We start from the raw sequence: 21,606 nt of genomic DNA on the forward strand, positions 1-21,606 counted from the left end.
GTGGGAGGGGGCTTGCTCCCGATGGTGGCATGTCAGTTTGCTTATCTTTAACTGACACGACTGCATCGGGAGCAAGCCCCCTCCCACATTTAGGTTGGTGTGTATTCGTTGGCTAGTGCATCGACTTCGGCTGCGCCTGGGCAAGTAGCCGGCCCCCAACGTGTCACCGCCAACGCCGCCGCAGCATTCGCTCGACGCGCCGCCTCGACAGGTTTCAAGCCCTGCGCCAAGCCGGCAATAAACACCCCTGCGTGCGCATCCCCCGCACCGTTGCTGTCGACCGCTTGCACTTTGAAACCGGGCACATGCTCGATGCCCCCTGTGCGCCCTACCCAGCAACCATTGGGCCCATCACGTACGACCAGCAAGGTTTGCGCAGGCAGATGTCGACTCAACTCAGGCAACGCCGCGGCGATCTCAAGGGCACCGGTAAACGCCAGAGCTTCCGGGCCATTGCTGGTCCAGATATCGATACGTGCCAACAACGCCCGCATCAAGACTGAATCCTGCGCCTTGACCAGCGGTCCAGGATCGAACACCACTACGATCTCTCGCGGCAGCGCCAGCAGCCAGTCGATCAACGGCTGCGCCTTGCCCTCAAGGAGCAGGCTGTAGCCACTGACGTACACGTAGTCATCGGCGAGCGGGACGATCCTGGCCAAATCTTCGGCACTCAATTCGCCTTCGGCGCCGATATGGGAAATGAACGTACGCTCAGTGGTGGCCTCGGTCAGGGACACACACAAACCAGTGTCCTTCTCGCTGCTCGCAGTCAATGCCATTTCAATCTTTTCAGCCTGCATCGCGGCGCGAGCCAAGTCACCAAACCGGCCATTGCCGTGGCGCCCAAGGTAAACCACCGACATCCCATTGCGCCGCGCCGCCGCCATGACGTTGAAGCCACCACCCGCTTCGAAACTGGCAGATTTGGCCAGTACGTCACCGCCAGTTGCCGGCAGGGTGTCGAGGGCCATGACCAAGTCGACAATGACCTGGCCGGTATGCAGCAATCTAGGCATGGGTACCCTCTACCAAAGCCGGGCGACGATCAGACGCGCCGCCCAGTACCGCATAAAGGCCGCCTGCGACCAGGAATGTGACGATCCAGCCCAGGCCGTTGTGGCCCAACCAGGAGTCGGACAGCGGCCCGGCGAACCAGATATTTTGCGCGGTGGTGCCGATGGTGGTGAAGCAGAACCCCAGCACGATAGCCACGGCCCAGGCGCCGAACGCACGCCACTCCACACCGCCGCGATACCAGTAAGCGCTGCTCGGACTGACATCCAGCAAGTCCTTGGGGCTGTAGTAATGCCGGTGCATCAGGTCGACCACGAAGATCCCGACCCACGCCGTAATCGGCACCGCCAGCAACGAAATGAAGGTGATGAAGGGGCCATAGAAGCTGTCGGCGATCAGCATGAAATAGATGGAACCGGCAAAGATCGCCACGATATCGACAATCACCGCGTGCACGCGCTTGACCTTCAAACCCAGGGTCAGGGTGGTAAGACCGGCCGAATACACCGACAGGTTATTCGACAGCAACAGCCCGCCGAATGCGGTGATCAGGTAAGGCACCGCCATCCAGGTGGGCAGCATGTCGCGGATCGCGATGATGGGGTCGGTGGCCGACGCCAGGTCGTTGTTACCCACTGACAGCAGGCCACCAAGGGTAATCAGCAACACCAGCGGGATGCCCGCGCCAAAGGCGGCGCTGGCCACCAGGCGCACAGCCTTGACGCTGCGGTGCTGGTAGCGCGACATATCGGCACCGGCGTTGGCCCACCCAATGCCGGTGCCGGCGGCCATGGTGCCGACGCCGATGATCATCGCGCTCAACGGCGCAGGTGTGGCATTGAACACCGCGCTCCAGTCGATAGTGGCACACAGAAAGCCGCCCACCAGGATATTCAAACCGCCAAAGACATAGGTGGCCCACTTCTGGATCACCAGCAGCGTGGCGTGGCCGAGGCCGGACACTGCCAGGGTCAGCAGTACAAAGATGGCGATGAAGATCAACGTGAGTAAGGGGGCGCTTTTCGCCTCTACCGCCGAACCGAACAGGATCGAACACAAGGACAGCAACACAAAGGCGGCCGTGGTGGTATTGACGGTTTCCCAACCCAGGCGCGACATCAGCGAGACCACGGTCGGGCCGATATTGCCGCGTACGCCAAAGATAGCGCGGGATAACGTCAGGCTGGGCGCGCGACCACGGCGGCCGGCGATGGAGATGATGCCCACTACCGCGAAGGAGCCCGCTGCGCCAAGGATTGCGACGATGATCGCCTGCCAGATGGCCAGGCCCCGAAACGCGACCAACGTTGCGCCGAGCGGCAAGCCGAGGATGCTGATATTGGCGGCAAACCATACCCAGAACAGTTGCAGCGGATGGCCGTTGCACTCGCCTTCCGGGACCGGCTCGATGCCGCGTGTTTCCAACTGCCCGGCGCTTTGGCCACTAGAGGTGCTGCTCATGAAGGGGTGCTCCTGGTGCCTGTATTGTTGTGGTTGTGGCAGCGAGTCGAATCTTTATGCAGTCTTCCTGACTCAACGCTTTTTAATGTGGGAGCTGGCTTGCCTGCGATTGGGGTGTGTCACCAGCCCAGCAGCAACTGGAAAACCGCTGTCGCAGGCAAGCCAGCTCCCACATTTAGTTCCGTGTTTATCGCAAGGCCAATAACGCTTGGACCAGCGGCTGCAAGTCCAGGCCATTGACCTGCTTGACCTGCTCGATCAGCGCCTCTGGCCAGCACTGCATCCCCAGGCACGCGCCGAGCATGGCCCCCAGGATCGCGGCGATCGTGTCGGTGTCGCCCCCCAGGCTGGCGGCCAGGCACAGCGCTTCGAAGGCATTCATATCGCCGGACGCGACTTGCTGCGCCAGGGCGAACGACACCACCACCGACTCTTGCGAGGCAACAGACGTCCCGATCAATTCGTAGAGCAAATCGGCAAACAGGGCCTTGTCATCGCTGCCGACACTCAGGGTGCGGGCCCAACTGATGCGAGTGGAAATGCGTCCACCGGCCACCCAGTGGCCATGGCTTTCAGCCTGCTGGGCAATCTGAATGCCGATGTTCAAGGCTTCGCCGAGGTCCACGCCATTGATGCCGGCGGAGACCACCGCCGCCACGGCCGCGGCACTGGAGATACCCAGGCTGGTGTTATGGGTGACCTGGCAAGCCTGGATCACCGCCTGGATAAACGAGGCTGTCTCGCTCACATCGGCGGCGATGCCCACCGGGGTGATGCGCATGGCCGCACCATTGGTGGTGCCGTAGCGTCCGGACTCTTGCGGCGTATGGCCAGCCAGGATCATATCAATCGCCCGTTTGGTCGACGGCCCGAGCAGGTCCTGGGAACCCTTGGCGCGCATTCCCGCTTCCCAGTCGATCAGGCGCTGGGCAAGCACGGCAGGTTCGATCCGGCCTTGGCCTTGCACCAGCAACTCAGCGACCAGGATGGCCTGCTCGGTGTCATCGGTAATGGAACCGGCGGGCATGTTCGGTGCGATGGGCTGGTCGGCATCGGCGTCTTCCAGGGCGGTGATAGTTCCGAAGCGCGCTTTCACCTGTTCGCGGCTCAAGGATTGTGTGGGCATACCCAAGGCATCGCCCAGGGCCAAGCCATAGAAAGCACCGAGTGCGCGATCTTCCCGGGTCATTTGGCGGCTCCAAACTGCAGATGCAGGCGAAAGTGCAGCGGGTCGAGCAAACTTTCGACATGCTCCATGAAGCGTTCGCGACGGTCGTAGGTGGTGCGCGAAGCTTTGAGAAATACCGTGCCGGTAGCGCGCCCGAGCAATTGAGCATCTTCATCGCTCAGGGGCTCGGCGCCGATCCACTGGTCACCTTCGGCGCCCACATAACCGTAGGCCGCCAGGGTGATAGTCAGGGAATCATCGATCAGGCCAATGCGGGGCAGGCTTTCCAGGCCGCCCACTGCTGGCATCAACGAACGCTCCAGGGACACCGCAACGCCATCGGCCGTGTTCCGGCGGCGATCCAGGGCAATAAATTGATCGGTGCCGAAACGGCTGAACAGGTCCGGGCGCGTCACGGCTTCGAAACGCAGCACGTCGGTGCTCACCTGAGCCCCCGTGTCTGCCAGGGCCTGGGCCCAACCGCTGCGTTGGTCGAGGACCATACCATCAAAGGTGACGATGGAGCCGACACCACTCTGGGTGGCGATATAGTTACGGCGCTTGAGCTCGGCCAACGCTTCGCGCAGCGTGCCACGGCTGACCGCAAACTCCTCGGCCAACTGATGCTCACCCGGCAACAGCAAACCGTCGGCCATGACCCCACCTTCGATACGGCGGATGAGCTCGTCGACGACGCGTTTTTTCTTATCAAATCGAACATGTCTAATCATGTACAAATTGATAACCGAAAGCGGGCATTTACAGCAAGGGAATTATTTCAGGGTGAAGGCAGAATCAGCCTCAGGGTTCCAGGCCGATGGGGAAAAACTCCCCTGCACTCCATACGCCAAGCCAGTTCTGACCGTTTATCGGACGAGTCACCGCCAGCTCCACCAATTGGTAGAACACGTTGCGATGCACGAGGGCTTCAAGGTTGGTGCGAACTCGCACGTAGGGTGCAGGTTCCTGGGTGACAGGGTCCGTCACCACCCGCAACGGGTGTTCGAGGCCGGCCTCGACCTGCTCGTCGACGTTGGTGGTAAAGCGCAATACCTGGCTTTCGCCCTGCCCTTGCACGTCCAGGGTTACCGCCACAAATGGCGCATCATCGACGCTGATGCCGACTTTTTCTACCGGCGTCACCAGGAAATAATCATCGCCATCACGGCGCAGGATATTGGAAAACAGTTTGACCATCGGCTTTCGCCCGATAGGCGTGCCCTGGTAAAACCAGGTGCCGTCGCGGGCAATGCGCATGTCGATGTTGCCGCAAAAATCCGGGTTCCACAGATGCACCGGTGCCGGCACCTTGCCCTTGGGCAGTTGGGCCAATAGGTCATTGGCCTTGGCGGAATCGGTCATGGGGCTCTCCTCAGGTCTACTGATTGCTCATACCCAGCAAGCCTCGGGCGTATTGCGCCAGGGGGCGGGCAATCAGATCTTGTGGCGATGTGTCGTGGAACGTCAGTAAACCGCCACGACTGCGAATACGTGCAGTATCAATCAAATACTGGGTGCTGGTCTCGATCAACATGACCTGGATCACACCGCTGTCCAGTCCCAGGCGGTCCAGAGCTTGCTGGTCGGTCCACTCATCGGCATTGCCGATACGGTCATCGGCTGCCGCAAAACGGCAATACAGCAGGTAGTGAGCCCCCGCCTCGCGGGCTTCGGCCATGGCCTGCTCAAGACCTTCGGGTTGGCGGGCACGACGGACCATGGGGAAATATTCGACGAAACCGTTGAACGCTTCCTCGGCGACCACGTTGGGTCGCGGGTACGCGCTGCCCGGCGGCACGAAGGCGCCTTGGGCGATAAACACAAAGGAATCCGGCTGTATGCGCACCGAGGCCGTACGCCGGGTATCGCTATGGTCCAGCAGCCCGGCATCGCTCATCTGATAGCGAGTGCCTTCGGCCATATCGCTGACGGTCATACAACCACTCAGGGCCAACGCCGCCAGCAGTAAAACCAGACTACGCATCCTAATCCTCCAGAAGCCGGTGACGGAAAACCGGCGAATGGGCGTGAGATGCAGGTTCTGCGCCAGCTTGAAGGACAACACATTGAGGCATGCGCGACCTTAGCCGCCAATGATCTTCATGATTGTCGCGCCGCCCGAAAACGCCACTTCCTGCTTGTCGCCCAGCGCCTTCATCAACAAGCCCTGCAAGGCCGGCAATGCCTGGTGGCGCGGTTGATCAAGCAAGTCACCGACGTAGTGGCGATTGCTTGAGGACAAGCAACCATGCAGCCAGCCCGTGGAGGACAACCGCAACCGCGAACACGTACGACAGAACGGTACACTTTCGTTGGCGATCACGCCGAAGAAGCCTTTGCCCGGTACTTCGTAGCGTACGGCGGTAGCGTCAACGGGCGCGTTGGCTTGCAGGTATTCGTGGCGCTCACCGATCAGGCTGAGCAATTGCTGCAAGCTGACAAATTGCTGGAGGAACGCGTTGGAGTCTTTCGCCAGGTGCCCCATGCGCATCAATTCGATAAAGCGCAACTCGTAGCCACGCTCCAGGCAGTAATCGAGCAGAGGCATCACCTGATCCAGGTTCTGGCCACGCAATGGCACCATGTTGACCTTGATCTTGATGCCGGCCGCGCTGGCCTGGTCCATACCATCGAGCACGGTGGCCAGGTCGCCGCCACGAGCGATGCTGCGAAAGGCATCGGCATCCAGGGTATCGAGGGAGACATTGATACGCCGAATGCCGGCATCCACCAGCAACGGCAGTTTGCGCGCCAGCAGTTGGCCGTTGGTCGTCAGGCTGATGTCGCTGAGGCCCATCTGCCCTACCGCGTCCATGAACGCTTCCAGCTTGGGGCTCACCAGCGGTTCGCCGCCGGTAATGCGCAAGCGTTCGATGCCCGCCGCTTCAATCAGGTAAGCCACGCCCCGGGCCATGGCAGCGGCCGAGAGTTCGTCCTGGGCAGCCACCAGCCGCTTGCCGTCAGGCACGCAGTAGGTACACGCGTAATTGCAGGCTGAGGTCAGGCTGATCCGCAAATTGCGAAAACGCCTGCCTTGACGATCAACGATCATGGATCACTCCGGCAGAAGATAATTCGGGCGCGCTAAAAGCTGACTCATAAATCAGCTTTTAGCAAGGTCCTTGCCTGAGTATATTCCTGGGTTAATACCCCTGGCAGTAAATCATTGCCCCATCACTGCGGCGAATAACTTACGTAGCCGGGGTCTCATTACCTTTTTCAGGCCCAGGCAGTTCAGTGCTGTGCTTGCGCTTGTTGCCCATGCGCACGCCGATGTCCATCAGGAACTGGAAGAAACCTTCCTGATCCTCCAGCACATTGCTCCAGAACGGCGAGTGATACAGCGCCACGGCGCCATGCACCAGGGCCCAGGCGGCGCAGTAGTGGAAATACGGCGGCACGTCTTCAAGCTTGCCTTCACTGATACGCCCCTTGATCAGCAGGGTCAGGCGTTCGAAGTTCGAGGCGCGGATCTTGTGCAGCTCCTCGACCATTTCCGGCACCTGGTGCCCCTTGACCACCTTCTCTTCCAGGCGGTCGAACAGGCGGTAGCGCTGCGGGTCACGCATACGGAACTCGAAGTAAGCGCGAGACAGCGCTTCCTTGTCCTTGTCGACATCGGCCGAGTGCAGCAGCTCGTTCAAGTCGCGCTCGTAGTCGAGCATCAGGCGCAAGTAGATCTCGGCCTTGGATTTGAAGTGCTTGTAGATGGTGCCCTTGCCGATACCCACGGCATCCGCAATCATCTCTACCGTGACGCTGTCTTCGCCCTGTTCGAGGAATAACTTGAGTGCGGTGTCGAGAATTTCCTGCTCACGGCGGCGAAACTCACGGACCTTACGGGGTTCTTTGTGCATGAGGAAGAAGTCTGCAAAGGTCGGAATAGGGAGGGTTGCGCAGGGCCACAGATACGTGGCGATACGATTTACCCGATGCGAGGGATTATCCCGACTGAACGGTCGTTGGGCAATGTCTATGTGAACCCGCAACGCACTTAACTTTCAATACGCCAACGTTTTTATCGATATCAGTCAGAAATAGACGCGCCGCCTGAAGCTGCTCACCTGCTCAATGAGAACTCAAGCTAAGCGGGCGTATTCCAAATCTGTTTAAAAAACGATCAGATCTGACTGGACTGAATCGGATACTGATCAATACTTCAACTGTCGCCGCGACATCTCCCCCAAGTGACGCGACGACCTGGGTACCGACGGACTGCGTGCCCTTGTTTTACTCCTAATGGTCTTAGCCCGGATTCACCCCCCAGAACCCGGGTTTTTTTTGCCTGCGATTCAGCCGTGCTATCCGGCTACATGGGCCAACGGAAACAGGCGTTTGAAGTTTTCGGTGGTCTGCTCGGCGAAGCGCTCGTACGACTCGCCGCGCAGCATCGCCAAGTAATCGGCCACGTCACGCACATATTCAGGCAGGTTTGGCTTGCCGCGGTGGGGAATAGGTGCCAGGTACGGCGAGTCGGTTTCCACCAGCAGGCGGTCGGCTGGCACTTGGCGAGCCACGTCGCGCAGCGCGTCGGCGTTGCGAAAGGTGACGATACCCGACAGGGAAATATAGAACCCCAGGTCCAGAGCAGCCTTGGCCATGTCCCAGTCTTCGGTAAAACAATGCAACACACCGGCCTGCGGCAGCGCGGCTTCGCGCAGCAAGGTCAAGGTATCGGCGCGGGCCCCCCGGGTGTGGACGATCACCGGCTTGCCGGTCTGCCGGGCGGCCTGCAAGTGCAGGCGGAAAGAGGCCTGCTGCAACTCGGCGGCTTCAGGCTCGTAGTGGTAGTCCAGGCCGGTTTCGCCAATGGCCACCACCCGTGGATGGTTGAGTTCGCCCAATAGCCAATCCAGAGCCGGGGCTTCGCCGGGCTTGAGGTCCAGCGGGTGGATGCCCACCGAGCAATCCACATCGGCGTAGCGATCAGCCAGGGCTTTGACGTCGCCGGCGTTTTCAGCGCTGACGCCGATGCACAGAAAGTGCCCTACCCCACGCTGGCGTGCAGCTTCAAGGGCGGCGTCGAGGGAACCGCCGTGCTGGGCAAGGTCAAGGCGATCAAGATGGCAATGGGAATCTACGAGCATAGGAAGTCAGGGCTTAATTCACAAAAAGGGTCTGGCCGACCATACACCTGTCGGCCGCGAAAATTAACGGCGCCCGAGCAGGCCAACCCACTGCACCAGCAGCGCCTCAAGCAACAGCACGCGGTTGAGGTTGGCCTTACCGAGTACCTTCTGGCGTTGCGCGAGGATCCAGTCCTGAATATTCAGCACTTTGTCCTGGGCACTTTTCTGCGCCAGGTATTGCACCACCTTGCGCATATCCGCCAGGCCAAGGCCGTTTTCATCCTGGGTCAGTTGGTAGCGCAGGATCAGGCTGGACCAGTCGCAGAACCAGTCGAACAACAGCAGCAGGGGAATATCCTTCCAGGCGCTTTCAGCCAGTTGCGTGGCGGACAGCTCCTGCTTGAGCAGCTTCTTCACACCTTCCACAACCAGTGCCCGTTGCTCACGCACGCCCTGGGTTTGCAGCTTCACTGCCGCCAGGGGTGAACCGGCCGCCAGGGTCAACAACTCGACCCGTTCCTGCTCGGTGCACTCCGGCAACGCCTGCGCCAGCCATTGCAGGCTCATGGCCTCGCTCGGCAACGGGCACGCCTGCTGTACGCAGCGGCTGCGAATCGTCGGCAACAAACGGCTGGACTGATGGCTCACCAGCAACAGCACGGTGTCGCCGGACGGTTCTTCAAGGCTTTTGAGCAAGGCGTTGGCGGCGTTGATGTTCATCGCCTCGACTGGCTCGATCAGCACCACTTTGCGCCCGCCCATCTGCGCGGTCTGCACTACGAAGCTGACGAGGTCGCGTACCTGGTCGACCTTGATCGCCTTGTCGGCTTCCTCGGGCTCCAGCACATAGTTGTCCGGGTGACTGCCGGCCTTGAGCAGCAGGCAGGATTTGCACTCGCCACACGCCTGCAGATTGACCGGGCGCTGGCACAACAGGCTGGCCATCAAGCGCTCGGCGAGGTGACGCTTACCGATGCCCACTGGCCCATGCAGCAAATAGGCATGGGCGTGCTGGGCACGACCGGCCAGTTGCTGCCACAGGCTGTCCTGCCACGGGTAGGACTCAGCCACGAGTGCGCTCCAGCAGAGTCGGCAACAGCGCGTCGATGGCCTGTTGCACCTGGTTCAACGGCTGCGCCGCATCGAGCAGGTAATAACGCGCCGGCTCAGCCTTGGCGCGCTGCAGGAAAGCGCTGCGCACCGCGTCGAAAAATACCGGGCCTTCCAGTTCGAAACGATCCAGACGACCGCGAGCGCTGGCGCGGGCCATGCCCACTTCCACGGGCAGATCGAACAGCAGGGTCAAATCCGGACGCACATCGCCCTGTACGAAGGTTTCAAGGGTGGCGATACGCTCTACTGACAAACCTCGGCCACCGCCCTGGTAGGCGTAGGTGGAATCCGTGAACCGATCACAAATCACCACGGCGCCGCGTGCCAGCACGGGGCGAATCACTTCGGCCAGGTGTTGGGCTCGGGCGGCAAATACCAGCAGCAGCTCGGTGTCCGGGTTCATTGGCTCATCACCCGGGGCCAACAGCACTTCGCGTATACGCTCGGCCAGCGGCGTACCGCCCGGCTCGCGGGTCAGCACCACTTCAATGCCCTGCGCACGCAGGCGCTCGGCCAGGTAGTCGCGGTTCGTGCTTTTACCGGCACCTTCCGGGCCTTCCAGGGTAATAAACAAGCCAGTCACAGGCAGTCCTTAGTCAGAGTCATTGCGGGCTTTGCGGCGCGGTAGTGTCCGGCGCGGGCTCAATCGGTGCCTCGGCAGGTGCGGTTGCATCTTCCAGCGGTTTCACCACTGGAGCCGGGCTGGAGCGGTAATCGCCACGCCGCTTGAGCTGGAACTCGCGCACGGCGGCATTATGGGCATCCAGGTTATCCGAGAAAATATGGCTGCCGTCGCCACGGGCGACAAAATACAGGCTGCTGCCCGGCACCGGGTTCAGCGCTGCATGGATCGCCTCGCGACCGACCATCGCAATAGGCGTGGGCGGCAGGCCGGCGATCATATAGGTGTTGTAGGGGTTGGCTTCCTTGAGGTGGGCGCGGGTCAACTTGCCGTTGTAGCGCTCACCCAGGCCGTAAATCACGGTGGGATCAGTCTGCAGCATCATGCCGATCTTCATGCGGCGCACGAACACACCAGCAATCTGCCCACGCTCTTGCGGCACGCCGGTCTCCTTTTCCACCAGGGACGCCATGATCAGTGCCTGATAAGGGTCGGTGTACGGCGCATCGTCGGCACGCTTGCTCCACTCCTGGGCGAGCACATCATCCAGGCGGTTGTAGGCTTTTTTCAGGAATTCGACATCGGTCATGCCGCGTACAAAACGGTAGGTGTCAGGGAAGAAACGCCCTTCCGGAAACTCACCCGCATGGCCGAGCTTGTCCATCACTTCGCTGTCAGTCAGGCCAGGAAGGGTCTGTACGATTTTTTCATGCTTGGCCAGGGCGGTGCGCACCTGGCGGAAATTCCAGCCCTCCACCAGGGTCAGGCTGTATTGCACCACTTCGCCGCGCTGCCACAGGCCGATCAAGCCTTCGGCAGTGAGGCCGGGTGTCATGCGATATTCGCCGCTGTGCAGTGGCTGGCCTTCAAGGTTGAAGCGCCAGTACAGGCGTAACCAGAATGCGTCGTCAAGTACACCGTCGGCTTCCAGACGATTGAAAGTACCCGTTGGGGTAGCGCCAGCCGGCACGTCGAGCAACTGCTCCTGGGGCAGCTTCAGGGGCTGCTTGAGGGCAGAGTCGAGTTTCCAGGCCGAAAAGCCCACGAGCAACGCTGCCGAGACCAGGCTGATCTGCAGCAGTAACACCAGTTTTCGTATCAACTCAAATATCCAATAGCGCGCGAACAATACCCTGCAGTTTACGGGTGAGCGGCCCAACCGGCCAGCTCATCGCAGCGCATCCACGCACCGGCCAAATGCCATATACGCTGTTGCAGACGAAGACCTCATCGGCCTGCTGCAACTGCTCAATATCGATATCGGCCACGGCCACCGGGATGCCCAGCGCTTGTGCCTGGGCCAGCAGCTCGGCGCGCATCACCCCGGCCACGCCGCAACGGGTCAGATCAGCGGTTAGTAACAAGCCGTTGCGCACCAGGAACAGGTTGCTGAACACGCCTTCGATCACCCGTCCGGACATATCCAGCATCAAGCCTTCGGCATGTTCGGTATCTTGCCATTCAGCACGGGCGATCACTTGCTCCAGGCGGTTGAGGTGCTTGAGACCGGCCAGCAGCGGCTGCTCAGCCAAGCGCGTGGTACAGGGGAACAGGCGGATGCCTTCGATTGCATGGGCGGGCGGGTAAACAGCGGGCGCACTGCCCTGCAAGATACGACGCACCGGGGCGCCAGGGTTGATGCCATAACCGCGCAGGCTGTCGCCACGGGTGAGGATCAACTTGAGGACACCGTCACCCAGCGCGACGGCGAAGCCAAGCACTTCGTTGCGAATCAACCCGTGATCCGCCACCAGTGCCAAGCGCCTGCAACCCTCTTCCAGGCGTTGCAGGTGACGGTCGAGCAGCAACGGCTGCCCGGCCTTGACGGCGATGGTCTCGAATATCCCATCGCCATACGCCAGGCCACGATCTTTCAGGGGCACGCTGCCCGCTGGCTGACCGTCGACCCAGCTGTGCATCACTCGGCGAACCGGCGGAACACCAGGGAGCCGTTGGTGCCACCAAACCCGAACGAGTTGGAGATCACCACGTCGATCGGCATCGGTTGCGCTTCGTGGGGCACGAAGTTCAGATCGCAGCCTTCGTCCGGCTCATCAAGGTTGATGGTCGGCGGAGCGACCTGATCCTTGATCGCCATGACACTGAAGATCGCCTCGACCGCGCCCGCCGCACCCAACAGGTGGCCGGTCATGGACTTGGTGGAGCTGACGGCCAGCTTGTAGGCATGTTCACCGAACACCGACTTGATGGCTTCGGCTTCCGCCAGGTCGCCGGTCGGCGTCGAAGTACCATGGGCGTTGATGTACTGCACCTGGTCAGGGTTGACCTTCGCATCGCGCAGTGCATTGGTGATGCAGCGCGCAGCACCGGCACCGTCGGACGGTGGCGACGTCATGTGATAGGCATCGCCGCTCATGCCAAAGCCGATCAACTCGGCGTAGATGGTGGCGCCACGCGCCTTGGCGTGCTCCAGCTCTTCGAGCACCAGGGCACCGGCGCCGTCAGACAGCACGAAGCCATCACGGCCCTTGTCCCATGGACGGCTGGCCCGGGTCGGCTCGTCATTGCGGGTCGACAACGCACGGGATGCACCGAAGCCACCCATGCCCAGGCCGCAGGCGGCCATTTCAGCGCCACCGGCGATCATCACATCCGCTTCGTCATAAGCGATGTTGCGCGCCGCCATGCCGATGCAGTGGGTGCCCGTGGTGCACGCCGTTGCGATGGCGTAGTTAGGCCCTTGTGCACCCAGGTGGATGGACAGGAAGCCGGAAATCATATTGATGATCGAGCCGGGCACGAAGAACGGTGAAATTCGACGCGGGCCGGAATCGTGCAGCGTGCGGCTGGTTTCTTCGATATTGGTCAAACCGCCAATCCCCGAACCCATGGCCACGCCGATGCGGTCACGGTTGGCGTCGGTGACTTCCAGGCCGGCGTTGCGCACCGCCTGAAAACCGGCTGCCAAGCCGTATTGAATGAACAGGTCGAGCTTGCGGGATTCTTTGATCGAGAGATATTCCTCGACATTGAAGCCCTTTACCGAGCCGCCAAAACGGGTGGAATAGGCAGAAAGGTCCGTGTGTTCGATCAGACCAATACCACTGCGGCCAGCCAGAATGCCCTGCCAACTGCTCGGCACATCCGTACCCAGTGGCGACAACATACCCATACCGGTGACTACGACGCGTCTACGCGACACAGCACTCTCCTTTTTCTAATGACGACACTTCGATTCGCAGCTTACTTTTCATCACCGCCTAAAGAAAAAACCGCACGCCGTTACAGCAGTGCGGTTTTTCCCTGACAGCAAGCGACGACTACAAACTATTACGCCTGGTGGCTGGTAACGTAGTCGATGGCAGCTTGAACAGTAGTGATTTTTTCAGCTTCTTCGTCCGGGATTTCGGTCTCGAATTCCTCTTCCAGAGCCATCACCAGCTCAACGGTGTCAAGGGAATCGGCACCCAAGTCTTCTACGAAGGAAGCAGTGTTGACCACTTCTTCTTCCTTAACGCCCAGTTGCTCGGCAACGATTTTCTTGACGCGCTCTTCGATGGTGCTCATACCTTGTTTAACTCCTAATGGACAAATTCAGGCAGCTGGCCAGTGGGTAAGTGTATAGAAAGCCATTTCAGCTTTTCAACTGAAAGCTTCACCCTGTACCCGGTCGGCCACCTGCCTATAAATTAAGTTGCAGCTTTATAACGGATTTTAGACAGCTCGTATGACATTTTTTTGAAGCGATCCGTCACAATTTAACTCATGTACATCCCGCCGTTCACCGGGATTGTAGCCCCAGTCACGTATGCCGCACCGTCGGATGCCAGGAAAGTGACCACATTCGCGATCTCTTGAGCCTGGCCCAGACGGCCCAGCGGAATCTGCGTCAGCAACGCTTCACGCTGTGCTTCCGGCAGTTCGCGGGTCATATCGGTGTCGATGAACCCTGGGGCCACCGAGTTGACCGTAATCGACCGCGAACCGACTTCACGTGCCAGTGCACGGCTGAAACCTTCCAGACCGGCCTTGGCGGAAGCGTAGTTTACTTGGCCTGCGTTGCCCATGGCACCCACTACGGAGCCAATATTGATAATTCGGCCCCAACGCGCCTTGGTCATGCCGCGCAAAACACCCTTGGACAGGCGGAACAGACTGTTCAGGTTGGTATCGACCACGTCGTACCACTCGTCGTCTTTCATGCGCATCATCAGGTTGTCACGGGTGATACCGGCGTTGTTCACCAGAATCGCCGGCGCACCGAACTGTGCAGTGATCTCGGCCAGTACGGCAGCCACGGACTCATCGCTGGTCACATTCAGCTCAAGGCCGGTGCCCTGCACGCCGTTTTCCTTCAGGGTCGCGGCGATACGCTCGGCGCCCGAGGCGGAAGTGGCGGTGCCGATCACAACGGCGCCCTGACGGCCCAGCTCCAGGGCGATCGCCTGGCCAATGCCACGGCTAGCGCCGGTAACCAGTGCAACTTTACCTTGCAGACTCATGCAGGCTTCTCCTAAGTACGGGATTCAGGCCAGTGCCGCGCGAGCGGCAGCGAAGGCTTCAGGGGTATTGAGGTTGGCGGTCGACACACCGTCGGCGCAGCGCTTGTTCAGGCCGGCCAGGACTTTGCCCGGGCCACACTCGACCAGCTCAGTGGCGCCATTGGCGGCCAGGGTCTGGACCGATTCAACCCAGCGTACCGGCTTGTACAGTTGCTCCAGCAGGTCGCGCTTGAGGGTGTCGAGGTCGGCGGCCACGGCCGCGCTGACGTTCTGTACCAGCGGGATCTGCGGCGCTTGCCAGTTGATGGCCGCGATAGACTCGGCAAAGCGCTCGGCAGCCGGGCGCATCAGTTCACAGTGGGACGGCACGCTCACCGGCAACGGCAGTGCACGCTTGGCACCCCGGGCCTTGCAGCCTTCGATGGCGCGCTCAACAGCCGCCTTGGCGCCGGCGATCACCACCTGGCCCGGGGAGTTGAAGTTCACCGCGCTGACCACTTCACCTTGCGCCGCTTCGGCGCAGGCCTCGATTACTACCGCATCGTCCAGGCCCAGGATCGCGGCCATGCCGCCCTGCCCAGCCGGAACGGCTTCTTGCATCAACTGGCCACGACGCTCGACCAGCTTGACCGCTTCACCAAGGGTCAGGCTACCCGCCGCCACCAGGGCGCTGTATTCGCCCAGGCTGTGTCCGGCAACAAATGCCGGACGCGCCCCACCTTCTGCCAGCCACAAGCGCCACAGGGCGATCGAAGCGGTCAGGATGGCCGGCTGGGTTTTATCGGTTTGATTGAGCTGCTCTTCCGGCCCCTGCTGGGTCAGCGCCCACAGGTCGTAACCCAGGGCATCGGAAGCTTCCTTGAAGGTATCCAGGACCAGCGGGTATTGCGCGCCCAGCTCGGCCAACATGCCGAGGGACTGCGAACCCTGCCCTGGAAAGACGAATGCGAGGGATGTAGACATGTAACAAGCCCCTAATGATCTGGTCGTCAAAAATGCGCACTCCAACGTTGGGAGCGCGCGAAACTGACAGATTGGATGGTCAATTGAACTGGCCGGTCACATTTAAGCACTCCCGGGCCAATTCGCCTAAGGCAACAGATCCTCAAGACGGCCGTGCAGGCGTTGCGGCAGGTTTTCCTGTATCTCGATCAACGCCCGCGCAATCGCACTTTGAAACCCCTGCACGCCGGCCGAGCCGTGGCTTTTGACCACAATGCCCTGCAAGCCGAGAAAGCTCGCTCCGTTGTGCCGTGCCGGTGCCAGGTCGGCCTGCAAGCGGCGCATCAACGGCAGCGCCAGGGCACCGACCATGCGCGATACCAGGCTCTGCTTGAACAAGGCTTCGATACGCGTGGCAATCATGGTTGCCAAGCCCTCGCTCGACTTGAGCAAGATGTTGCCGACAAACCCGTCACACACCACTACGTCGGCTTCACCACGGTACAAGCCGTCACCTTCGACAAAACCTATGTAGTTCAAGCCCGGCGCGCCTTGCAACAACGTGGCGGCGAGCTTGACCTGCTGGTTGCCCTTGATGTCCTCGGTGCCGATATTCAGCAGGGCGACCCTTGGCCGGGCTACGCCCAGCGCTTCAGCGGCCACCGAGCCCATCACGGCGAACTGCAACAGGTGCTCGGCACTGCAATCGACATTGGCGCCCAAGTCCAGCAACTGGCAATAGCCCTTCTGCGTCGGGATCGCCGCCACCATCGCCGGGCGGTCGATACCCGGCAAGGTCTTGAGCACATGCCGCGACAAGGCCATCAACGCCCCTGTATTACCGGCACTGACACAGGCTTGCACCTTGCCATCACGCAGCAGCTCAAGCGCCACACGCATTGAAGAGTCGGGCTTGCCGCGCAAGGCTGCGGCCGGCTTTTCATCCATGCTGATGGTTTCGCTGGCGGGGGTAATGGTCAGGCGCGCGCGATCCACCGCCGGATGGCTGGCAATCAGTTCTTCAAGAAGGGTAGGTTGACCGACGAGGGTCAGGTGCAGCGAGGGCGTAGCAGACAGGCTGGCAATGCAGGCCTGAACAATGCTGCGGGGACCGAAGTCCCCGCCCATTGCGTCAATCGCGATGACTTGGGCAGACAAGTGATTACTCGTCAGCGCCCTTGTCGATCACTTTACGGCCACGGTATACGCCTTCTGGCGATACGTGGTGACGCAGGTGAACTTCACCAGTGGTCTTTTCCACGGACAGGGTGCTAGCCTCGAGAGCGTCGTGCGAACGGCGCATGTCACGGGCGGAGCGGGATTTTTTGTTCTGCTGAACAGCCATAATTGATTAACTCCTAAACGTTTGGGTCACGCTTTAACTGCGCCAATACACTGAACGGGTTGGACCGCGTTACCTCGTCCTCGCTCGGCTCGGCCTCGTCATCGAGACCCTCCGGCTGCTGGCATTCTTCCGGATGATGAGCAGGCACAATGGGCAAGGCGAGCAAAAGCTCCTCCTCGATCAGTGCATGCAGATCCAATGGATCTTCGCCCAGTTCCAGCACGTCATAACCTTTCGGCAACGACTGGGTATTCGCACCCTCTTTCACCACAGCATAACTGCATTCGCTGTGGATCGGCAGGGTGACCAGCTCAAGACAACGCTGGCAAACCATTTTGACTTCGGTGTCGATAAAGCTGTGGATTACCACAGACTTACGTTCATCTCGTTCAAAAACGAATTTAGCCTGCACCGTACCGACAGTGTCGGAAAGCGGGTCGCAGAGTCTCTCCAAATCGGCCAGCAGCACTTCACCTTGAAGGGTGGTGCCACGATCAGCCAATTTGCGCGGGTCAACGTGAGGTGGAATCGGGTCATTCAACATAGGCGCAGCATTATAGGGATGCACCCAGCCATGTCAAAGGAAATTCAGCCCTGTGCGTCAGCCGGTCGCGTCGCTAGAATCGGTGACTGCCTTGAGGAGACGTATATGCTGCCTTTATTACTCGCGTCCAGCTCGGTTTATCGCCGGGAATTACTGAGCCGCCTGCACCTGCCTTTCACCTGCAGCTCGCCGGATATCGACGAAAGCCACCGCCCGGACGAATCCGCCATCGAACTGGTCAAGCGCCTGGCCGAAGAAAAAGCCCGCGCCCTCGCCGCCAGCCATCCTGGCCATTTAATCATTGGCTCTGACCAGGTCGCTGCACTGGAAGGCCGGATCATCGGCAAGCCTCACACCTTTGAAAACGCCCGCGAGCAATTGTTGGCGGCCAGCGGCAAGCGTGTGAGCTTTCTTACCGGGCTGGCACTGCTCAACAGCAACACAGGGCATTGCCAGGTCGACTGCGTGCCTTTCACGGTAACCATGCGCGAGCTGGATGCAGAGCGTATTGAGCGCTACCTGCGGATCGAGCAGCCCTATGACTGCGCGGGCAGCTTCAAGGCCGAGGGGCTGGGCGTGAGCCTGTTTCAAAGCACCGAAGGGCCGGATGCGACCAGCCTTGTCGGGCTGCCGCTGATTCGGCTGGTGGATATGCTGCTCGCCGAGGGCGCGCAAATCCCTTAAATACACCACCGGCCAAATGTGGGAGGGAGCAAGCCCCCTCCCACCTTTTGATCTACAGCAGGCTCGGGGTATCAGCGTAGCGTCGGGCCTTGGAAGCCCATGTACAGGGCCAGCTTCTCAGCCACGCTGGCGCCGAGCTTTTTGGAGAAGCGATCAAACGGCGATTCCTCGACCGTAAAATCCACCAACTCCTTCTCGCCAACCACATCCCGCGCCACCGAGCTGGCACTGCCCAATCCGTCAATCAAGCCCAGCGGCAACGCCTGCTCGCCTGACCACACCAACCCGGAGAACAATTCCGGATGGTCTTTATCTTTCAGACGATCCCCACGGCCCTGCTTGACGCTGGCAATGAACTGGCGATGAGTGGTATCGAGCACGCTCTGCCAGAACGCGGTTTCATCCGCCTTCTGCGGCTGGAAAGGATCCAGGAACGCCTTGTGCTCACCCGAGGTGTAGGTGCGACGCTCCACCCCCAGCTTCTCCATGGTGCCGACAAAACCGTAACCGGCCGCCGTCACACCAATGGAGCCCACCAGGCTGGCCTTATCGGCATAGATCTGGTCAGCGGCACTGGCGATGTAATAGGCCCCCGAGGCGCCCAGGTCGGAAATTACCGCGTAGAGCCTGGTATCCGGATGGAGTGCGCGCAGCCGGCGAATCTCGTCATACACATAGCCCGACTGCACAGGGCTGCCGCCAGGACTGTTGATACGCAGGATCACGCCCTTGACCTTGGGGTCTTCGAAGGCGGCGCGCAGGCTGGTGACGATATTGTCGGCACTCGCGGGCTCCTTGTCGGCAATCACACCGCGCACCTCGATCAGGGCGGTGTAGTGACTACCGCGGGTAGCGCTTTTTTCCATATCCATCAGCGGACTGAACAGCGCCAGCATCCCAAGTAGGTAAACAAAGGTCAGCAGCTTGAAAAAAATCCCCCAGCGCCGCGAACGACGCTGCTCCTGGACACTGGCCAGGAGGGTCTTCTCCAGCAGTTTCCAGCTTTTATCATCACTGCTTTCGGCCTTTTCGGGCGCTTTCCACTCGTCACTCATGCCATCAACCCCAGCAAAGACTTATCGGGCCCGGCTGAGCCAGGCCTGCAATTCAGAAAAATGATCAATCGTGAGCCTCGGCTCGTATTGCTGCAACGCCTCCGCAGCCTGGGCGCCATAGCTGACCGCTACGCTGTCCATGCCAGCATTGCGCGCCATCATCAGGTCGAAAGATGCATCACCCACCATCAATGCCTGGCGCGGCGATACACCGCAATGATCCAGGATCTGCTCCAGCATCAGAGGATGGGGCTTGCTGGCGGTTTCATCGGCCGCACGGGTGATGTCGAAATAGTCTTCCCAGCCATGCGCCTTGAGCACCCGATCCAGCCCGCGACGGGCTTTTCCGGTGGCGACCGCCAGCTGATAGCCCTCGGCACGCAAAGCCTGCAGCGACTGCACCACACCGTCGAACAGCGGCGAAGGCTCGGCCTCCAGCGCAATATAGTGATCGGCGTAATGCTCGCGGAACGCTATCAGCTCGTCGTCGGCAATTTGCGGATAAAGCGTGCGGATTGCTTCAGGCAAGCCCAGACCAATGATGCCCTTGACCGCGAGGTCGCTGCACAACTCAAAACCCGAGCGAGTCGAAGCCATATGCATCGACTCGACAATCCGACCAATGGAATCGCACAGCGTCCCATCCCAATCGAAGATCAGCAGCTTGTAGTCAAGGTGCGACACTCAAACGCTCCACGGTCTTGGCCCACATCTCGTCGACCGGCGCCTGCAATTTCAGCTCGCCACCATCGGGCAGCGGCACGGTGAGCATGTAGGCGTGCAGGAACAGACGTTTACCGCCCAGATCGCGGATCTCCTTGGAGAAACCCTCATCACCGTACTTGGTGTCACCGGCAATGCAGTGCCCCGCGTGCAGGGTGTGCACGCGTATCTGGTGGGTACGACCAGTGACCGGCTTGGCTTCGACCATGGTGGCGAAGTCGCCGAAGCGGCGCAGTACCTTGAACAGGGTCAGGGCTTCTTTGCCCTCCTCGTCCACCTCGACCATACGCTCACCGGAACGCAGGTTGCTCTTTTGCAGCGGCGCACGAACGCTCTTGATCGAGCTGGCCCAATTGCCACGCACCAGCGCCATGTAGCGCTTGTCCACCCCGTCGCCACGCAGGGCGGTGTGCAGGTGGCGCAACATGCTGCGCTTCTTGGCGATCATCAACAGGCCGGAGGTGTCACGGTCCAGGCGATGGACCAGCTCCAGCTCCTTGGCATCCGGGCGCAACTGGCGAAAGGCTTCGATCACGCCGAAGTTCAGGCCGCTGCCGCCGTGAACTGCAATGCCGCACGGCTTGTTGATCACGATCAGTTTGTTGTCTTCGAAGACAATCGAGGCTTCCAGGCGCTGCAACAGCCCCTGGGCCAAGGGCACAGGCTCGTCGCGCTCAGGCACGCGTACGGGCGGCACACGGACAATATCGCCCGCCTGCAACTTGTACTCAGGCTTGATCCGCCCCTTGTTCACGCGCACTTCGCCTTTACGCAAAATGCGGTAAATCAAGGTCTTGGGCACGCCTTTGAGCCGGGCCAGGAGAAAATTGTCGATGCGTTGGCCGGCATATTCCGGCGAGACCTCAAGCAGCTGGACGCTGGGGGTCGGGGGGGTGGTAGTCGTCATGGCCGCGATGATAACAATTTTTATGGAATTGAAGCACTTAATCATTGCTGCTATAGTCGCGAACGCCGCCAAAAGCGGCCTGGACAGAGGACATGCGGCAAATTGCCGGCCCTGACCATCGCAATTCATCAGGACGCGAGGCCGTCCTACGGGGCTTCGGCCACCTTGGAAGGCTCGGGATTGTAACAAGCGCAGGTGACATGAGGCCTGAAGCGAGTGCAAAAAGCAGAGTGAATACTCGCGTTTTGCGCCGATATTTACGGCCAGTTCACAAAGTGCAGTCAGTCTTGAGCCAGACCATGGCAGATGCTTCGGAAACAACGCCTGTTAAGAGCTGAGTGAGAGCGCAGTCGCCCACACCTAGTCTTGTTTAGCCATGAGCGTGGACTCCCCATTGGAGCCCACGGTAAATGCCAACCCGCTGCGGATTCTGCGCGCGGCAGCACCCGAATTATCAGGGATACGTGTAGGGTGGAGATGCACAACCGTCGGA

The 21,606-nt window shown here is 60.3% G+C and carries 24 protein-coding genes; 1 reads left to right on the forward strand and 23 read right to left on the reverse strand.

Annotated features, from left to right (window positions below; genetic code table 11):
- Positions 1-89: 89 nt before the first annotated feature.
- The 20 genes from PSEBG33_RS07005 to PSEBG33_RS06910 all read right to left on the reverse strand — a co-directional run bounded on the left by PSEBG33_RS07005 (position 90) and on the right by PSEBG33_RS06910 (position 17,744).
- Positions 90-1,019: a PfkB family carbohydrate kinase gene (locus PSEBG33_RS07005; RefSeq protein ID WP_005790506.1), complete on the reverse strand. Its 930-nt coding sequence runs from the start codon at positions 1,017-1,019 to the stop codon at positions 90-92.
- On the reverse strand, positions 1,012-2,478 hold the full coding sequence (locus PSEBG33_RS07000) for a purine-cytosine permease family protein (RefSeq protein WP_005790508.1): 1,467 nt from the start codon (positions 2,476-2,478) through the stop codon (positions 1,012-1,014). Before PSEBG33_RS07000 ends, PSEBG33_RS07005 begins: the two co-directional genes overlap by 8 nt.
- Before the next feature lie 187 nt (positions 2,479-2,665).
- Entirely contained in the window at positions 2,666-3,667 is a 1,002-nt protein-coding gene (locus PSEBG33_RS06995; RefSeq protein ID WP_005790510.1) for an ADP-ribosylglycohydrolase family protein, read from the reverse strand.
- Positions 3,664-4,377, reverse strand: coding sequence for a GntR family transcriptional regulator (locus tag PSEBG33_RS06990; protein WP_005790512.1), 714 nt, complete (start codon positions 4,375-4,377; stop codon positions 3,664-3,666). Before PSEBG33_RS06990 ends, PSEBG33_RS06995 begins: the two co-directional genes overlap by 4 nt.
- A gap of 70 nt (positions 4,378-4,447) precedes the next feature.
- Positions 4,448-5,008: a DUF1285 domain-containing protein gene (locus PSEBG33_RS06985; protein ID WP_005790513.1), complete on the reverse strand. Its 561-nt coding sequence runs from the start codon at positions 5,006-5,008 to the stop codon at positions 4,448-4,450.
- Positions 5,009-5,024: 16 nt separating this feature from the next.
- Positions 5,025-5,630: a DUF4823 domain-containing protein gene (locus PSEBG33_RS06980; protein ID WP_005790515.1), complete on the reverse strand. Its 606-nt coding sequence runs from the start codon at positions 5,628-5,630 to the stop codon at positions 5,025-5,027.
- 99 nt (positions 5,631-5,729) lie between these two features.
- Positions 5,730-6,698: a GTP 3',8-cyclase MoaA gene (locus tag PSEBG33_RS06975; protein WP_005790516.1), complete on the reverse strand. Its 969-nt coding sequence runs from the start codon at positions 6,696-6,698 to the stop codon at positions 5,730-5,732.
- Between the two features lie 139 nt (positions 6,699-6,837).
- Complete coding sequence (locus PSEBG33_RS06970; RefSeq protein WP_005790517.1) at positions 6,838-7,503, reverse strand: TetR/AcrR family transcriptional regulator; 666 nt, start codon at positions 7,501-7,503, stop codon at positions 6,838-6,840.
- Between the two features lie 444 nt (positions 7,504-7,947).
- Entirely contained in the window at positions 7,948-8,733 is a 786-nt protein-coding gene (locus PSEBG33_RS06965; protein WP_005790519.1) for a TatD family hydrolase, read from the reverse strand.
- Positions 8,734-8,796: 63 nt separating this feature from the next.
- Positions 8,797-9,786, reverse strand: a complete 990-nt coding sequence (locus PSEBG33_RS06960; RefSeq protein ID WP_005790520.1) for a DNA polymerase III subunit delta' — start codon at positions 9,784-9,786, stop codon at positions 8,797-8,799.
- Positions 9,779-10,411 carry a dTMP kinase gene (tmk, locus tag PSEBG33_RS06955; protein ID WP_005790522.1) on the reverse strand — a complete coding sequence of 211 codons (633 nt, stop codon included), beginning with the start codon at positions 10,409-10,411 and terminating at the stop codon, positions 9,779-9,781. Before tmk ends, PSEBG33_RS06960 begins: the two co-directional genes overlap by 8 nt.
- Positions 10,412-10,430: 19 nt before the next feature.
- Positions 10,431-11,552, reverse strand: coding sequence for an endolytic transglycosylase MltG (gene mltG / locus PSEBG33_RS06950; protein ID WP_005790524.1), 1,122 nt, complete (start codon positions 11,550-11,552; stop codon positions 10,431-10,433).
- 1 nt (position 11,553) lies between these two features.
- The gene (pabC, locus tag PSEBG33_RS06945) at positions 11,554-12,369 is read right to left on the reverse strand and encodes an aminodeoxychorismate lyase (RefSeq protein WP_005790526.1); all 816 of its coding nucleotides are present in this window, start codon (positions 12,367-12,369) and stop codon (positions 11,554-11,556) included.
- Positions 12,369-13,613 carry a beta-ketoacyl-ACP synthase II gene (gene fabF, locus PSEBG33_RS06940; protein WP_005790527.1) on the reverse strand — a complete coding sequence of 415 codons (1,245 nt, stop codon included), beginning with the start codon at positions 13,611-13,613 and terminating at the stop codon, positions 12,369-12,371. Before fabF ends, pabC begins: the two co-directional genes overlap by 1 nt.
- Positions 13,614-13,741: 128 nt before the next feature.
- On the reverse strand, positions 13,742-13,978 hold the full coding sequence (acpP, locus tag PSEBG33_RS06935) for an acyl carrier protein (RefSeq protein ID WP_003175607.1): 237 nt from the start codon (positions 13,976-13,978) through the stop codon (positions 13,742-13,744).
- Between the two features lie 191 nt (positions 13,979-14,169).
- Entirely contained in the window at positions 14,170-14,913 is a 744-nt protein-coding gene (gene fabG, locus PSEBG33_RS06930) for a 3-oxoacyl-ACP reductase FabG (protein WP_005790544.1), read from the reverse strand.
- A gap of 24 nt (positions 14,914-14,937) precedes the next feature.
- Positions 14,938-15,876, reverse strand: a complete 939-nt coding sequence (gene fabD / locus PSEBG33_RS06925) for an ACP S-malonyltransferase (protein ID WP_005790546.1) — start codon at positions 15,874-15,876, stop codon at positions 14,938-14,940.
- 126 nt (positions 15,877-16,002) lie between these two features.
- The gene (gene plsX / locus PSEBG33_RS06920; protein WP_032879860.1) at positions 16,003-17,013 is read right to left on the reverse strand and encodes a phosphate acyltransferase PlsX; all 1,011 of its coding nucleotides are present in this window, start codon (positions 17,011-17,013) and stop codon (positions 16,003-16,005) included.
- A gap of 4 nt (positions 17,014-17,017) precedes the next feature.
- Complete coding sequence (rpmF, locus tag PSEBG33_RS06915) at positions 17,018-17,200, reverse strand: 50S ribosomal protein L32 (protein WP_003179396.1); 183 nt, start codon at positions 17,198-17,200, stop codon at positions 17,018-17,020.
- A 13-nt stretch (positions 17,201-17,213) separates the two neighbouring features.
- Positions 17,214-17,744 carry a YceD family protein gene (locus tag PSEBG33_RS06910; protein ID WP_005790551.1) on the reverse strand — a complete coding sequence of 177 codons (531 nt, stop codon included), beginning with the start codon at positions 17,742-17,744 and terminating at the stop codon, positions 17,214-17,216.
- A 105-nt stretch (positions 17,745-17,849) separates the two neighbouring features.
- On the opposite strand from PSEBG33_RS06910, the gene PSEBG33_RS06905 reads away from it, so the two are divergent.
- Positions 17,850-18,428: a Maf family protein gene (locus PSEBG33_RS06905; RefSeq protein ID WP_005790553.1), complete on the forward strand. Its 579-nt coding sequence runs from the start codon at positions 17,850-17,852 to the stop codon at positions 18,426-18,428.
- A 71-nt stretch (positions 18,429-18,499) separates the two neighbouring features.
- Here the strand turns inward: PSEBG33_RS06905 and PSEBG33_RS06900 are convergent, their stop codons facing one another.
- From PSEBG33_RS06900 to rluC, 3 genes are read right to left on the reverse strand one after another with little or no spacing between them, the layout of a single operon-like run.
- Entirely contained in the window at positions 18,500-19,483 is a 984-nt protein-coding gene (locus PSEBG33_RS06900; RefSeq protein ID WP_005790554.1) for a S49 family peptidase, read from the reverse strand.
- Between the two features lie 21 nt (positions 19,484-19,504).
- A complete protein-coding gene (locus PSEBG33_RS06895) occupies positions 19,505-20,167 on the reverse strand; it encodes an HAD-IIIA family hydrolase (RefSeq protein WP_005790556.1) in 663 nt (220 codons plus the stop codon).
- Positions 20,154-21,113, reverse strand: coding sequence for a 23S rRNA pseudouridine(955/2504/2580) synthase RluC (gene rluC / locus PSEBG33_RS06890; protein WP_005790558.1), 960 nt, complete (start codon positions 21,111-21,113; stop codon positions 20,154-20,156). The genes PSEBG33_RS06895 and rluC overlap by 14 nt, the downstream gene beginning before the upstream one ends.
- Positions 21,114-21,606: the final 493 nt, after the last annotated feature.

It is taken from the genome of Pseudomonas synxantha BG33R (genome assembly GCF_000263715.2).
Lineage (GTDB): Bacteria > Pseudomonadota > Gammaproteobacteria > Pseudomonadales > Pseudomonadaceae > Aquipseudomonas > Aquipseudomonas synxantha_A.